This is a genomic window from Aquabacterium sp., from assembly GCF_049274795.1.
GTDB lineage: Bacteria > Pseudomonadota > Gammaproteobacteria > Burkholderiales > Burkholderiaceae_C > Aquabacterium.
Window position 1 is genome coordinate 1 of sequence record NZ_JBASTH010000012.1, and the last position, 14,285, is coordinate 14,285.

Annotated in this window: 14 protein-coding genes; 7 read left to right on the forward strand and 7 right to left on the reverse strand. The window is 67.6% G+C overall.

All coding sequences use genetic code 11. From position 1 onward, the window contains the following. Positions 1-789: tyrosine recombinase XerC (locus tag WAQ08_RS01350; protein WP_422188842.1), on the forward strand; the 789-nt coding region annotated here is incomplete at its 5' end. A gap of 19 nt (positions 790-808) precedes the next feature. Here the strand turns inward: WAQ08_RS01350 and WAQ08_RS01355 are convergent. Then, on the reverse strand, positions 809-1,198 hold the full coding sequence (locus WAQ08_RS01355; protein ID WP_422188843.1) for a BON domain-containing protein: 390 nt from the start codon (positions 1,196-1,198) through the stop codon (positions 809-811). Then, positions 1,164-1,403 carry a hypothetical protein gene (locus tag WAQ08_RS01360; protein WP_422188844.1) on the reverse strand — a complete coding sequence of 80 codons (240 nt, stop codon included), beginning with the start codon at positions 1,401-1,403 and terminating at the stop codon, positions 1,164-1,166. The genes WAQ08_RS01355 and WAQ08_RS01360 overlap by 35 nt, the downstream gene beginning before the upstream one ends. 29 nt (positions 1,404-1,432) lie before the next feature. Here WAQ08_RS01360 and WAQ08_RS01365 point away from each other — a divergent pair, with 29 nt between their 5' ends. From WAQ08_RS01365 to WAQ08_RS01380, 4 genes are all read left to right on the forward strand, one after another. Beyond that, complete coding sequence (locus WAQ08_RS01365; protein WP_422188845.1) at positions 1,433-2,626, forward strand: class I SAM-dependent rRNA methyltransferase; 1,194 nt, start codon at positions 1,433-1,435, stop codon at positions 2,624-2,626. A 348-nt stretch (positions 2,627-2,974) separates the two neighbouring features. Next, positions 2,975-4,114 carry an AraC family transcriptional regulator gene (locus tag WAQ08_RS01370; protein WP_422188846.1) on the forward strand — a complete coding sequence of 380 codons (1,140 nt, stop codon included), beginning with the start codon at positions 2,975-2,977 and terminating at the stop codon, positions 4,112-4,114. Positions 4,115-4,198: 84 nt separating this feature from the next. Beyond that, positions 4,199-5,017, forward strand: a complete 819-nt coding sequence (locus tag WAQ08_RS01375) for an HDOD domain-containing protein (RefSeq protein WP_422188847.1) — start codon at positions 4,199-4,201, stop codon at positions 5,015-5,017. Between the two features lie 104 nt (positions 5,018-5,121). Continuing rightward, positions 5,122-7,167: an ATP-binding protein gene (locus WAQ08_RS01380; protein ID WP_422188848.1), complete on the forward strand. Its 2,046-nt coding sequence runs from the start codon at positions 5,122-5,124 to the stop codon at positions 7,165-7,167. A 22-nt stretch (positions 7,168-7,189) separates the two neighbouring features. Here WAQ08_RS01380 and WAQ08_RS01385 read toward each other — a convergent pair whose 3' ends face one another. The 3 genes from WAQ08_RS01385 to WAQ08_RS01395 form a co-directional block, all read right to left on the reverse strand. After that, positions 7,190-7,771, reverse strand: coding sequence for a YceI family protein (locus WAQ08_RS01385; RefSeq protein WP_422188849.1), 582 nt, complete (start codon positions 7,769-7,771; stop codon positions 7,190-7,192). Between the two features lie 87 nt (positions 7,772-7,858). Further along, on the reverse strand, positions 7,859-8,434 hold the full coding sequence (locus WAQ08_RS01390; protein ID WP_422188855.1) for a YceI family protein: 576 nt from the start codon (positions 8,432-8,434) through the stop codon (positions 7,859-7,861). A 122-nt stretch (positions 8,435-8,556) separates the two neighbouring features. Next, on the reverse strand, positions 8,557-9,114 hold the full coding sequence (locus WAQ08_RS01395) for a cytochrome b (protein ID WP_422188850.1): 558 nt from the start codon (positions 9,112-9,114) through the stop codon (positions 8,557-8,559). Between the two features lie 199 nt (positions 9,115-9,313). Here WAQ08_RS01395 and WAQ08_RS01400 point away from each other — a divergent pair, with 199 nt between their 5' ends. Both WAQ08_RS01400 and WAQ08_RS01405 read left to right on the forward strand, forming a co-directional pair. After that, positions 9,314-10,486 (forward strand): GGDEF domain-containing protein, encoded by a 1,173-nt coding sequence (locus tag WAQ08_RS01400; protein ID WP_422188851.1) that lies wholly within the window; start codon positions 9,314-9,316, stop codon positions 10,484-10,486. A 171-nt stretch (positions 10,487-10,657) separates the two neighbouring features. Further along, entirely contained in the window at positions 10,658-12,820 is a 2,163-nt protein-coding gene (locus WAQ08_RS01405) for an ATP-binding protein (protein WP_422188852.1), read from the forward strand. Between the two features lie 340 nt (positions 12,821-13,160). Here the strand turns inward: WAQ08_RS01405 and WAQ08_RS01410 are convergent, their stop codons facing one another. After that, positions 13,161-13,646: a flavin reductase family protein gene (locus tag WAQ08_RS01410; RefSeq protein ID WP_422188853.1), complete on the reverse strand. Its 486-nt coding sequence runs from the start codon at positions 13,644-13,646 to the stop codon at positions 13,161-13,163. 6 nt (positions 13,647-13,652) lie between these two features. Beyond that, positions 13,653-14,285 (reverse strand): class I SAM-dependent methyltransferase (locus WAQ08_RS01415; RefSeq protein WP_422188854.1); only part of this gene is annotated, 633 nt, incomplete at its 5' end.

The following is a 14,285-nucleotide window of genomic DNA, read 5'->3' on the forward strand; positions in this document are numbered from 1 at the left end:
ACCGCCCGCCTGCACGCCGGCGGCCTGGGCCCGCGCAGCCTGGCGCTGATGCTCTCGGCCTGGCGCGGCCTGTTCCGCTGGCTGGGGCGCGAGGGCGTCGTCAAGCTCAACCCGGTCGATGGCCTCAAGGCCCCCAAGGCCGCCCGCCCCCTGCCCAAGGCCCTGTCGGTGGACGATGCCGTGGCCCTGGCCGACACCAGCGCCAGCGCGCCCGAGCTGCCCGACACCGCCTCGACACGCGACCAGCGCGAAGCCCCCTGGCTGGCCGCGCGCGACCACTGCATGGTCGAACTGCTCTATGGCAGCGGCCTGCGCAGCGCCGAACTGCTGAGCCTGGACGTGCAAGCCCACCCGCAGGCCGTGGGCTGGATCGATGCCCCGGCCGGTGAACTGCACGTGCGGGGCAAGGGGCGCAAACGCCGCAGCGTGCCCGCGGGGGCCCCGGCCCTTCAGGCCCTGCAGGCGTGGCTGGCGGTGCGCGACACGCTGGCCGCGCCCGGTGAAACCGCCCTCTTCATCGGCCGCCTGGGCACGCGCCTCACGGCGCCTCAGCTGCGCAACCGGCTCAAGCTGATCACCCAGCGCGCCGGCCTGCCCACCCATGTGCACCCGCACATGCTGCGCCACAGCTTTGCCAGCCACCTGCTGCAATCGAGCAGCGATCTGCGCGGTGTGCAGGAGCTGCTGGGCCACGCCCACATCACCACCACCCAGGTCTACACACGGCTGGATTTCCAGCACCTGGCCAAGGCCTATGATGCGGCACATCCTCGCGCCAAGAAGAAGTAGGCGCTCACATCAAGCGTGATCAGGTCGTCGACACCTTGAGTTCGTTGACCACGCTGGTCACCCCCTCGACCCCGCTGGCCAGCTCGGCCGCCCGAGCGATCGCGAGGGCATCGGGCACGCTGCCCCGCAGGGTGACCGCGCCCTGCTGCACGCTCACCTCGATGCGCGAACCGCTCAACTGCGCATCGGACATCATCGCCGCGTTCACCCGCGCCGCGATGGCGGCATCCTGCATCGAGGCCTGCATCTCGACCGCATCCTGGCGGCGGCCATCGGTCAGGCGCAGGCCGGCCTCGTCCACCCGGGCGATGGCCAGGTCCAGGCTGGGCGGGGCACCATCGTCTACCGCAGCCACCCGCTGCGGCGCGTGCCGGTCACAGGCCGCCAAACCGCCCGCCAGGAACATCATGGCTGGCAACCACCTTGTCGTTCTCGGGAACATGTCCGTCTCCTTGCTCGCCGTGGCGATCACAAGCCCTGGCCTCTGAGCGGCCCCAGCCCTTGCAGATTTGCTGCAGTGCGGCATCTTGGCCGACCTTGCCCGCAAGATAGCCCTTGCTGCACCGCACAACCAGTGGGCAAACGCCGATAGCGCTGTCGGCGATGACCGACACGGCCTGCGCCAGCGGCGACAATCAAGCCCATGAAAACCATCACCCTGCGCGACGGCAAGGAACGCTCCCTGCTGCGTCGCCACCCCTGGGTCTTCCAGGGCTCCGTCGCCAAAGGCAAGGCCGATCCGGGCGAGACCGTGCGCGTCGAATCGGCAGACGGCCGCTTCCTGGCCTGGGCCGCCTTCAGCCCCAGCTCACAGATCCGCGTGCGCGCCTGGACATTCGACGAAGCCGAGCGCATCGATGAAGCCTTCTTCACCCGCCGCATCGAAGCCGCCGTGGTCCTGCGCGGCCGCCTGGGCATCGACAGCGACGGCGTGCGCCTGATCCACGGCGAGGCCGACGGCCTGCCCGGCCTGATCGTGGACCGCTACGGCGATCTGCTGTCCGCCCAGTTCCTGAGCGCCGGCACCGAGCGCTTCAAGCAAGCCATCGCCGACGCGCTGGTCGCGGCCACCGGCTGCCAGGCCCTGTACGAGCGCTCGGATTCCGGCGTGCGCCAGATGGAAGGCCTGGAGCCCGTGACCGGTTGGCTGCGCACACCCGCCAGCGGCGCGCCTTCCACCGAGGTGACCATCCGCGAACACGGCTGGCGCCTGACGCTGGACGTGGCCGAGGGCCACAAGACCGGCTACTACCTGGACCAGCGCGACAACCGCAAGCTCTTCGCCGACCTGGTGCGCCAGATGGGCCTGAAGACGGCGCTGAACTGCTACAGCTACACGGGTGGCTTCAGCGTGGCGGCGCTGGCCGGTGGCGCCGAGCACGTGACCAGCGTGGATTCGTCGGGGCCGGCGCTGGCCCGCGCCAGCGCGCACATCACGCTCAATGGTTTTGACGCATCGCGCCATGAGGCGCTGGATGCCGACGTGAACGGGGCGCTGCGGCAGTTCATCAAGGATGGCCGGCGCTTCGACGCGATCATCCTGGATCCGCCCAAGTTCGCGCCGAGCGCGGCGCATGCGGACCGGGCGTCGCGCGCCTACAAGGACATCAACCGACTGGCGTTCAAGCTGTTGGAGCCGGGTGGGCTGCTGATGACCTATTCCTGCTCGGGCGGGATCGGGGCGGAGCTGTTCCACAAGATCGTGGCGGGCGCGGGGATGGATGCCTATGTCGATGGCTATCTGATCAAGCGGCTGGAGGCCTCGCCTGACCATCCCACCACGATCAACTACCCGGAGGGGGAATACCTCAAGGGCTTGGCGATCGTTCGGAAATAGGACGCTTGTTCGGTAGGTTCTTCGGTGGTTGAGCGCTTTGTCGGGGGAGCGCAAGGCGGGGGCAGGAGCAGTGTCTGTCTGGGCTTCAATGTTGTCGCCAACAAGGCGCCCAGCCAGACCCCGCCCCGCGCTGCCCCGAAAAAGTGCGCCGCAACAGGCAAGCGGACAGCCCCCAAGCATTACGTTTGCACAAAAATTACACGGATCAGCAATAAAGACCAAGCAAACTTGCCGGTTTAGGACTCGAATCCGGACACCCTTTTTTTGTTTACGGACATAATGAATGGAAGCTGTGCCAGACGCTTCACCCCTTGAAATCCAAGACCTCCTGGCCAGACAAGGAAGTACATGTCCACCAGTCACAAGCTGCCTCCGTGGGATTTCCGCCGTGGTATCGCCACCGCCCGCGTCCTCGTCCAATTGGGCCTCGACAAAGGTGCCTCCCTGGAATCCCTGCTGCATCAAACCGGCATCACCCGCCCGATGCTCGACGATGCCAAGGCCGAAATCGAGGCCACGCAGGAGATCCAGCTGATCCGCAACCTGCTCGCCAGCCTGGGCCACCCGCCCGAACTCGGCCTGGAAGCCGGCCAGCGCTACCACCTGACCGTCTACGGTCTGTGGGGCTACGCCGTGCTGAGCAGCCCCACGCTGGGCGACGCGATCCACCTGACGCGGCGCATGCTCAACCAGACCTTCTCGCTCACGCGCAACATCGCCGTGCAAGAGGGTGACCAGATCATCATCACGCACATGGACGAGCACCTGCCGCCCGATGTGCGCCAGTTCATCATCGACCGTGACCGCGCCGCCATCACCCTGCTGCAGCGCGAGATCCTGGGCCGCCCGCTGAGCTACACGGCCTTCGAGATGAAGCACCACGAGCCGGACCCGGTCATGGTCGCGCGCTATTCCGAATGGACCGGCATCCGTCCCACCTTCGGCAGCGCCCAGCACCGCAGCATCTTCCCGGCAGCCCTCATGAACGAGCCGCTGCCCCAGGCCGAGCCCCACACGGCCCGCCTGTGCGAAGAGATGTGCCGCAAGCTGGTCGAGGCCCGCAGCAGCCGCACCGGCGTCGCCGCCGCCGTGCGCGACCGCCTGCTGCGCACGCCTGGCCACATCCCGGACATGGAGGAGATCTCCGCCGAGATGCACATGACCTCGCGCACGCTGCGCCGCCACCTCACGGCCGAAGGCGCCACCTTCCGCGCCCTGCTCGAAGAGGTCCGCAGCACGCTGGCCACTGAGCTGATGGCCAACGCGCGCCTGACGCACGCCGAGATCGCCCAGCGCCTGGGCTATGCGGACGTGACCACCTTCATCGAGGCCTTCCGCCGCTGGAAGGGCGTGCCGCCCAGCGAGTACCGCCGTCAGCAAGGCCTGCGCACCTCGGCCACCCGCGCCGCGGCCTTCCGCACTGTCGTGCTCACGCCGCCCAGCCACACCGCGGCCAGCAGCAACGACCCTGAAGCCGACGCAGCCTGATCTCTGCAGCGCGTTCAACACAAGGCGGGCAAGTCCCGCCTTTTTCATATTTGAAAACGGCGCGGAACAAATTAGACTGCCCTCATGAGCATCGACCCAAAACTGCGGGAGCTGAACATCGACCTGCCCGCGTGCCCCGCCACGCTGGTCAAGCTGTCGTTGATGATGGCCGATGAGGACAGCTCCATGGCCCAGATCGCAGCCCTGATCGAGACCGACATGGCACTGGCCTCGGCCGTGGTGCGCACCGTCAACTCGGCCCTGTTCGGGCTGCTCAAGCGGGTCGAGACCGTGCACGAGGCCATCCGCTACCTGGGCATGGCGCAGGTGGCTGGCCTCACGTACGAGATCGGGCTGCGGGGCGCCTTCCCGCCCACGCCGCTGCTGCAGCAGCTGTGGGACCGCGCCGGCATCCGGGGCCTGGCCATGGGCCGTGTCGCCCGCCAGCTCGATGTCGATCCGTGGCTGGCCCACACCATGGGCCTGTTCGCCGAAACCGGCCGCGCGGTGCTGATCGCCTACGACGCCGCCGTCTACGCCGCCCACACCAAATCGCCGCCCAACGAGGCCGAACTCAGCGCGCTGGAGATCGAAACCTTCGGCGTGAGCCATGCCGCCTTCGGTGCCGCGCTGTGCAAGGCCTGGGGCCTCTCACGCGAGGTGGCCGACGGCGTGCGCAGCCGCACCCAGGCCCCCAGCCAATGGACGTACGAGCGCCCCACCGTGCGCCAGTTGCTCACCATCGGCGCCGCCATCGACGCCCTGCTGCTGGACCCGGCCCGTGCCGCCAACCCGCAGGCCGTGTGGGCCGAGCTCGAGCCCGTGGCGGGCCAGGTCGGGCTGCATTTCCAGGCTTTTCAGCTGGCTACCACCCGGGTGTGCGAGCGACTGAACATGCCCTGAGGGGCGCAGCGTCTTTCGTCCGCGCCCTGGGGACACCCCGGATTCAAGCGACCCGCGTTTTCGCCGATACCTGAGCGACATCCCGAGATGTCGCTCACCGCTTCATGTCCCTGTTCCATCCCTCGTCGCGGCTGTCGCCCGATGACCCCCAGTTGGCCCACCTGATCAACGCCGAACGGGTGCGGATGCTGTACGCCCCCACGGCCCTGATGGTGGGCATGAGCTCCGTGTTCTCCGTGGCCCTGGCCGTGATCATGGGCCCCTCCGTCGGCTGGACGCCCGCGCTGATCTGGGCCGCCCTGTGCCTGATGGCCGGCACGGTGCGCCTGGTCAACGACCGCGCCTACCGCCGCTCCAAGGACCGCGACGATCCCCGCTGGCTGCGCAACTTCGTGATGGCCTGCGCCGTGCACGGCACCTGCTGGGGCCTGGCCGGCATCCTGCTGATGCCGGTGCAGGACATGGTCATCGTGGCGGTGGTCGTGGCCACGCTGATCGGCGCCTGCTCCATCTCCACCTTCGCGCTGCAGGCCCACGTGGCGCCCAACGCGGCCATGAACATCCCGCTGATGCTGCCGGCCGCGCTGATGCTGCTCACACGCATGGACACCTATGGCCTGTTCGGCGCCGTCGGCATCCTCAGCCTGGGCATCGTCATGCTCAGCGAGAGCCGTCGCGCCGAGCGCCGCATCAGCGAGCTGCTGTGGCTGCGCTTCACCACCGACCGCATCGCCCAGGAACGCGCCGATGCGCTCAAGCTGGCCCAGCGCCACAGCGCCGTGAAAGACCAATTCCTGGCCACCATGAGCCACGAGATGCGCACGCCGCTGCACGGCATCCTGGGCCTGTCGCAGCTGATCCAGCAGCGCCTGCCGCCCAAGCCCGGGGTGCTGGGCGATGCGCGCCAGCACGCGGCCCTGGTCCAGCGCTCGGGCGAGCACCTGCTCTCGCTGATCAGCGACGTGCTCGATTTCTCCCGCATCGAGGCCGGCAAGCTGGCCATCGACCACAGCGTGTTCGACCTGCGCCATGTGCTCGACGATGTGCTGGCCCTGTCGCGCGTCACGGCCGCGGGCAAGGGCCTGCCGCTGATCGAGGACGTGCGCCTACCCCGCCCCTGTCTGGTCGAGGGTGACGCGGCCCGGCTGCGCCAGGTGCTCTACAACCTGCTGGGCAATGCCATCAAGTTCACCGACACCGGCGAGGTGCGCCTGACCGTGGCCCGCCGTCCGGCCGCCGATGGCAACGGCCCGCCGCCCATCCCCGGCCCTGCGGGTGACGACTCCACCCAGCTGCGCATCGGCTTCGAGATCGCCGACACCGGCGTGGGCATCCCGCCCGACCAGATCGACCGCATCTTCGAGGCCTTCCAGCAGCTGGACAACAGCTTCGGGCGGCGCCACCAAGGCACCGGCCTGGGCCTGACCATCTCGCGCGAGATCGCCCGGGCCATGGGCGGCGACATCACCTGCCAGAGCGCCCCGGGCAAGGGCTCGCTGTTCACGCTGGGCGTGCCGTTGCGCAGCGCCGCACCGGATGCCAAGCCCCAGGTGCTGAGCAACTGGACCAGCGCCCCCTCCTCGGCCACGCACGACGACATCGACACCCAGCCCTCGACGGCCGCGGTCATGGACACCACGCGCGAACCCATCTCGCCCGCTGCTGCCCACCCTGCGGGCGGCAAGCAGCCCGCGGCCCAAGAGCCGGCAGACACCTCCGCGCCCCAGCCCGCACCGCTGCCCCAGTCACTGCAGGGCCGCGTGCTGCTGGTGGAGGACAACCCCGTCAACGCCCTGGTGGCGCAGGCCGGCATGAGCCAGCTGGGCCTGGACGTGACCTTGGTGAGCGACGGCCAGCAGGCCCTGGACCTGCTGGTGCCGGGGCCGCATGATTTCGACCTGGTGTTGATGGACTGCCAGATGCCCGTGCTCGACGGGGTCGAGACCACGCGGCGCCTGCGCGCCCACGAGGACTCGATCGGCAGCCCCAATGTGCCGGTGATCGCGCTCACGGCCAATGCCATGCCGCAGGACCGCCGGCGTTGCGCCGCGGCCGGCATGGACGATCACCTGGCCAAGCCCTTCCGTCAGGAAGAGCTGCTGGCGGTGCTGGTCAGACACCTGCACCCCCGCCAGCAGGTCACGGCCTGAGCCGGGATCTGGGGACTTCGGCTTACTGCTTGACGGCTTCGACCTGGATGACCAGCTTGATGTCGTCGGGGATGCCGGGCAGGCCGTAGGTCATGCCGTACTCGCTGCGCTTGATGGTGGTCTCGAAATCACCACCGCAGACCTCGCGCTTGAGCATGGGGTTCTGGTAGCAGTTGAAGTTGCTGGCCTTGAGCGTGACCGGCTTGGTCTTGCCCAGCAGCGTCAGCTTGCCGGCGACCTCGGACACCTTGTCGCCATCGAACTTGAACTGGTCACCCACGAAGGTGGCCGTGGGATGGGCTTCGGCGTTGAAGAAGTCCTTGCCCTTGAGGTGGCCGTCGAAGGCGCCGGTGCCGGAGTTGATGGAGCCAGTCTCGATGGTGATCTCGGCCTTGCCGGTCTTGGCTTCCTTGTCCAGCGTGACGGAGCCGCTCTTCTTGTCGAAGCGGCCACGGTTGGTGGAGGTGCCGAAGTGCTTGGCCTCGAAGGTCACGAAGGTGTGGGTCGGGTCGAGCGCGTAGGTCGCGGGGGCGGCCTGGGCGGCACCGAAGGCAGCGGCCAGCACGGTGGCGGACAAGGCGGACAGGATCGGGGTGCGTTTCATGTAGAGGCTCCTGGTTGAACGAGGGAAAAGCGTTGTCGGGGACGGGTCAAAAGAACAGCGGGCAAATCGTCGGGAGCGGGCCCGGCATCACAGCGGGCCCAGGCCGTGCAGTTGCAGCTTGAAGCGCACCTGCACGTCATTGGCCACCACGGAGGTGTCGGACCATTCGCCTTCACCGATCTTGAAATCCAGGCGCTTGAGCGCGAAGCTGCCCGTGGCGGTGGTCACGCCACCTGCTTGAGTCAGGGTGACAGGCACCACCAGTGGCTTGGCCTGGCCCTTGATGTTGAGCGTGCCGGTGGCCTCGAAGCGGCCGCCGCCCAGGCCCTTGATGGCCGTGGACGTGAAGGTGGCCTTGGGGAACTTGCCCGAGTCGAACCACAAGTTCTTGGCCAGTTCGGCATCGGTGTCGGCATTGATGGCCACGCTGCCCAGTTCGACAGCGAACACCACCTTGCCGGTCTGCGGCTGCTTGGGGTCCAGCGCGATCTGCGCGTCGAAGCGCTTGAAGCGGCCGTCCAGCGGCACACCCAGTTGCTTGGCGGTGAAGGTGACTTCGCTGCCAGCGGGCAGCAGCTTGGCCGCGGCCGGCGCCGCCGCAGCGGCGGGCGTGGCGGCCTGGGCAGGCTGAAGGCTCAGGGCCACCAGGGCGCCGCCAGCCAGGGCCAGGGCGGCCAGGGCGTAGCGCGCACGCTGGCCAGACGAGGGTTCGGACAGGCGCGGGGCGCGGGCTTGAGCGTACTTGCGAATCACGTGCTTCTCCTTTTGAGGCGTTGCATCATCGGTCATCCACGGCCGGGCAGCATGCGTTCGAGCAGGCCATCCCGGTCCACGACATGGTGTTTGAGGGCGGCGGCCACGTGCAGGGCCACCAGGGCGATCAGGGCATAGGCGGACCACTCGTGCACGGTCCACAGCAGCTTGGCCAGTTCATCGTTCTTGGCCACTAGATCAGGCAGATGCAGCACGCCGAACCACACCACCGGAAAACCCTTGGCCGAGCTGTAGAGCCAGCCGGCCATCGGCACAACGAAGAACAGCAGGTACAGCAGGTGGTGGGTGGCGTGGTAGGCCGCCTTCTGCCAACCCGGCATGGCCAGGTCGATGGCCGCGGGCAAACCCGGAGGCCGGTGCGTCACGCGCCACAGCAGCCGCGCCACCGACAGCACCAGGATCGTCACACCGGCCCATTTGTGCCAATTGATCATCTGCAACTTGCGCAGCGAAAACGGCAAATCCGACACATACAGGCCCACCGCGAAGGTCCCGAGGATGAGCACGGCCAGCACCCAATGCAGCAACATGGCGGTGCGTGTATAGCGCTTCGATGAGGGCCGGCTCATGGCGGGGTTCCTGTGTGGGGACACGATGACTGCTAGGTTAGTGCAAACCCGGTCGGCAAGGTTGCATGGGCTTGACCGGTCTGTTCAAGAGATTTGAAACGTGACGGAGATCTACAGCTTCGATCATTTCTGCCGAAATCCCGAACAGCGGCTGATGATGTGCGCCATCGCCGCGTCAGTCTGAGACAGGAAGGACCCCATGACATCGTCCCTCATCAAGCGCACCGGCGACCTGATCCTGGGCACCGAGCCCCGGCAGCGACTGCGGATCTACCGCTCGCTGATGGCTGCCAGTGTCTACCTCATCTGCATCGGCCTGCAAGGGTATGCCTGCATCATCGGCTTCATGCACTGGAGCGATGCCATCCTGCTCTCGGGGCTGATCGTTCTGAACGTGCTGTTCTGGTACGGCGTGCTGCGCTCGGGCATCAACCAGCGCTTCGCCGACCCGGCCCTCACGCTGCCGCAGATCCTGTCGGCCCTCACCGTGATCGCCGGCGCCTATGCGGTGACCGGGCCCGTGCACGGCTCCACGCTGATGCTGCTGGCCCTGGTGCTGGTGTTCGGCATCTTCAACATGAAGGCACCCGACGCCAAGCTGGCCGGCATCTACACCGTGCTGCTGATGGGCCTGACCATGCTGATCAAATCGCAGTCCGAGGCGGTGCACTACCCCATCCACCTGGAGATCGCGCACTTCGTGCTGGTGGCCGCCATCGTGCCGACCATCTCGTCGCTCGCGGCACAGCTCTCCAACCTGCGCGCCAAGCTGCAGAACCAGAAGGAAGAGCTCACGCAGGCGCTCAACCGCATCCAGGTACTGGCCACGCGTGACGAGCTCACCGGCCTGTACAACCGCCGCCACATGATGGACGTGCTCAACCAGCACCAAAAGCGCCTGAACCGCTCGGGCCACCACCGCTTCTGCCTGGCCATCATCGACATCGACTTCTTCAAGCGCATCAACGACACCTACGGCCACAACGTGGGCGACGAGGTGCTGCGCAACTTCGCGCAGGCCGCCGCCACCGTGATGCGCGAGACCGACGTGGTCGCGCGCTGGGGTGGCGAAGAGTTCCTGGTGCTGCTCAACGATACGCAGCCGGGCGCCGCCGCCATCGGCCTGGAGCGCCTGCGCGACCACCTGCGCAATGTTCAACTCGCCGCGAACCTGCCTGACCTGAAGCCCACCTTCTCGGCCGGCCTCACGGATTACGCCCTGAGCGAGCCGCTGCACAGCTGTATCGAGCGGGCCGACCGGGCCCTGTACGCCGCCAAGAATGGCGGGCGCGACCGTGTCGTGATGGTCAATGGCACCGACCAAGGCGGCCATCAGGCCCAGGAGAACGGACACCCCATGGCCGTGGCCTGAATCCTGCTGAAATGCACATGAAACAGATGGTGTACGGCTTGTTGTCAACCCCCGAGTTGTGCGACAGTAGAACGAGCTGAGGGACGCACCACCCCGTCCAGCGGCCATAAGGAGAGGCATGCGCCACAACATCGCGCATGAAAGGGGGTGGGCTGCTTCGGTCCGATCGACATGCCGAGTACCCCCCCTGCAGTACCCCCCCCATCCCTGTCAGAGCTGGTCCAACAACTCAGTGCAGGCTACGTGCGGGGCGCGTCATCGACCGACATCTTCGAGACCCTGCTGCCCGACCTGCTGGCCTACACCGGCAGCGCGCTGGGCTTCATCGGCCTGCCCGTGGACGGCCAGGACACCGCGCATGTGCAGGTGTTCACGCTGCAAAGCATCGATTGGTCAGCCAGTGCCTCGGCCTCGCTGATCCGCCCTGTGGAGCCCGCCCGCCTGGTGTTCCGTGACGTGGACACCGTGTTCGGCCGCGTGCTGTCCACCGGCACCACCCTGATCTGCCACCAGCCGCCGAAGGATCCGCCGGGCGGCAGCCACACGCCGCCGGGCTACCCGCCGCTGCAGAACTTTCTGGGCCTGCCCCTGGTGCACGGCGGCACGCTGGTGGGCATGCTGGGCCTGGCCAACCGCGAAGGCGGCTTCGACGACACCCTGGCGCAGGTGCTGCAGCCCGCCGTCGACATGCTGGCCAGCATCGTCGGTGCGGTTGAACTCGAGCGCGGCCGGCGCGAGGCCGTCGAGGCCCGCACCGTGGCCCAGGACACCCTCAAGCGCAGCGAGGCCTACTACCAGCAGATCTTCGAAACCGCCGGCGTGGGCATTGCCCGCGTGGCCGCCGATGGCCAGTTGCTGGACGTGAACCAGCGCTTCGCCGACATCTGCCAGCGCAGCCGCCACGAGCTGCTGGGCCTGTGCGTGCAGGACTTCACCCACAGCGACGACCTGACCGTGCACACCGCGTTGCTGGAGGCCACCTTGCAGGGCCACCAGGACCGCTACACGATGGAAAAGCGCTACCTGTGCCCCAGCGGTGGCCACGTGTGGGTGCAGCTCAATGCCGTGCTGGCGCGCGATGACGCCGGGCGGCCCAGCCATTTCGTCTCCGTCATCGAAGACATCTCCGAGCGCCGCCGCTACCAGGAGGCCATCCTGAGCGCGCAGGCGGCCGAGCGTGCCAGCAAGGCCAAGACCGAGTTCCTCTCGCGCATGAGCCACGAGCTGCGCACACCGCTCAACGCCATGCTGGGTTTCGCTCAGCTGCTGCGGGTCGATCCGCGCCAGCCGCTGCACGATGCGCAGAAGCAGAAGGTGCGGCACATCGAGCAGGCCGGCGCCCACCTGCTGGCCATGCTGACGGATGTGCTCGACCTGTCGCGCATCGAAGCGGGCAGCCTGCCGCTGTCGCTCGAGTCGCTCTCCGTGGCCGATGTAGTGCGCGAGGCCGCCACCATGGTCGGCACGCAGGCCCAGCAACAGGGCGTGCTGCTGCTGCAGACCCCCATCGACCCTGATCTGCACGTCAAAGCCGACCCGCTGCGCCTGCGCCAGATCCTGGTCAACCTGCTGAGCAACGCGATCAAGTACAACCGCCCCGAGGGGCAGGTGCGCGTCGAGGTGCAGGTGCTCAAGCCGCACGTGATGATCGCCATCCACGACACCGGCATGGGCCTGAGCCCGGAGCAGCAGGCCCATCTGTTCGAACCCTTCAACCGCCTGGGTGCCGAGCGCACCGGTGTCGAGGGCACGGGCATCGGGCTGGTGATCGTGCAGCGCCTGGCGGCATTGATGCATGGCCGCATCGAGGTCAGCAGCGTGCAAGGCCAGGGCTCGGTGTTCCGTGTGGTGCTGCCCTGGGCGGCCAGTCCGGTGCGCGCGCAGGAGCAGCGCAACGGGCCGCGCAGCGGCTTCGGTGAGCTGGCAGCGCTGGGCGGCGAGCTTGAGGACAACCTCACGGTGCTCTACGCCGAGGACAACGTGGTCAATGTGGAACTGGTGCGCCAGGTGATGCGCATGCGGCCGAACTGGCATCTGGATGTCGCCTTGAGCGGTGCGGAGGCGATCGAGATGGCCATGGCCTCGCCGCCGGATCTGCTGCTGCTGGACATGCACCTGGGTGACATGACGGGGCTGGACGTAGCGGACACGCTGGCGCAGCATGCGCACACGATGGGGCTGCCGAAGGTGGCGCTGTCGGCGGATGTGATGCCGGATCAGTTGCGGGCGGCGAAGGAGCGCGGGTTCCTGGATTACCTGACGAAGCCGCTGGATGTGGCGCGGCTGCTCAAGCTGCTGGATTCGTTCAGTCCGCAGGAGGCGGAGGCTGGTTGAGGCTGTTGCGCATTTTTCGCGTGCTGTGTTGCTTCTTCTGGGCGTTCGTCGGTTTGAGCGCTTTGTCGTTGCAACGCGGAGCGCGGGATGTGGGGGCAGCCGGCTGGGCTTCTTTGTTGGCGGTCACGCCAAAAGGCGTGACTCCCCTGCGCTGCTCACAACGAGGTGGGGCCGCACAACTCACTCCACGACCTTCGGCCGCTGCGTTCAAACAGATGCGGCCAGTCAGATGAACCATGCGCGCTGCAACGACAAAGCGCCCAGGCCACCCGCACGCCAAGCCCAAGCCAAAGGCCAGAAACGCAATATCAACGAAACAATGGAGCGGAGAAAATCAGCGCTAAAGCGCCAGCCCCGTGAAGAACCGCCCGCCATGGAACACCAGCGGTACAGCCCCCACCCGACGCGCACAGTGCGTCACCTCCCCCACGAAAATCACGTGGTCCCCCGCCTCATGCTGACTGCGGTTGGTGCACTCGAAACTCGCCACAGCGCCGTCAATCAACGGCGCCCGGCTGAACCCCTGCCGCCAGGCCACACCCTCGAAACGATCGATGCCCTTGCGCGCAAACCGCTCCGCCAGCACCCGCTGATCGGCCGCCAGCACATTGATGGCATAGGTCTTGGACGCGCTCATCGCCGCGAGCGAGCCCGACGTCTTCGACAGGCTCCACAGCACCAGCGGCGGCGACAGCGACACCGAGTTGAACGAATTGGCCGTGAGCCCGGCCTTGCGGCCCTCATCATCCATCGTGGTCACGATGGTGACGCCGGTGGCGAACTGGCCCAGCGCGGCCCGGAAATCCTCGGAGGTGAAGGCAGACATACAGGATCAGTGTAGCTGGTACACCCAGACACTTCGCGTTGGGGTCAAGTCGATGCGGGCATGCGGCGCCAGGCCCGGCGCCTCGAACTCCAGGCTCACCAGCCAGGCGCCGGCCTTCAGCTCCCGCCGGGCCTTGTCGATGGCCTGGGGCATGGATTCAGGGCGCTGGAACAGGTAGACCAGATCGAAGCCGTCCCAGGGTTGGGCCCACATGTCGCCCCGGCGCACGCGCGCCCAGGGGCAGCGCAGCCGGGAGGCCAGGGCCCATGGCCAGCTCCATTCGGTGCCATGCAGCTCCACCTGCGGATAGGCCTGGCGCAGCGCGCGCAGGCCATCGCCCAAGCCACAGCCGGCATCGAGCACACGCGCACCCGGCGTCAAAGGCGCATGGCGGGGCAGCTCGTCCAAGGCGCCTGCCGGGGTGGGAAACAGCGGTGCATCACGCCAGGCACGCACCGGATAGGCCAGCAGCAGCAGGCCGAGCGGCAGCAGCCATACCCAGGAGCCGGGCGCCATCATGCCGGCCACGCCAGCCTTTTCCAGCCCCGTCACCACGGCCGACACCGGAAAGCCCGCCGCCACGAACACCGCGCGCCAGCGCGTGGCCGCCACCGCGGGCCATTGCGCCAGCACCACCCC

Excerpts from the sequence above, each read along its gene's own strand:
- WAQ08_RS01355 (WP_422188843.1), bottom strand. The coding sequence starts at position 1,198 with ATGATGTTCCTGGCGGGCGGTTTGGCGGCCTGTGACCGGCACGCGCCG.
- WAQ08_RS01365 (WP_422188845.1), top strand. The coding sequence starts at position 1,433 with ATGAAAACCATCACCCTGCGCGACGGCAAGGAACGCTCCCTGCTGCGT.
- WAQ08_RS01370 (WP_422188846.1), top strand. The coding sequence starts at position 2,975 with ATGTCCACCAGTCACAAGCTGCCTCCGTGGGATTTCCGCCGTGGTATC.
- WAQ08_RS01375 (WP_422188847.1), top strand. The coding sequence starts at position 4,199 with ATGAGCATCGACCCAAAACTGCGGGAGCTGAACATCGACCTGCCCGCG.
- WAQ08_RS01380 (WP_422188848.1), top strand. The coding sequence starts at position 5,122 with ATGTCCCTGTTCCATCCCTCGTCGCGGCTGTCGCCCGATGACCCCCAG.
- WAQ08_RS01385 (WP_422188849.1), bottom strand. The coding sequence starts at position 7,771 with ATGAAACGCACCCCGATCCTGTCCGCCTTGTCCGCCACCGTGCTGGCC.
- WAQ08_RS01395 (WP_422188850.1), bottom strand. The coding sequence starts at position 9,114 with ATGAGCCGGCCCTCATCGAAGCGCTATACACGCACCGCCATGTTGCTG.
- WAQ08_RS01400 (WP_422188851.1), top strand. The coding sequence starts at position 9,314 with ATGACATCGTCCCTCATCAAGCGCACCGGCGACCTGATCCTGGGCACC.
- WAQ08_RS01405 (WP_422188852.1), top strand. The coding sequence starts at position 10,658 with ATGCCGAGTACCCCCCCTGCAGTACCCCCCCCATCCCTGTCAGAGCTG.
- WAQ08_RS01410 (WP_422188853.1), bottom strand. The coding sequence starts at position 13,646 with ATGTCTGCCTTCACCTCCGAGGATTTCCGGGCCGCGCTGGGCCAGTTC.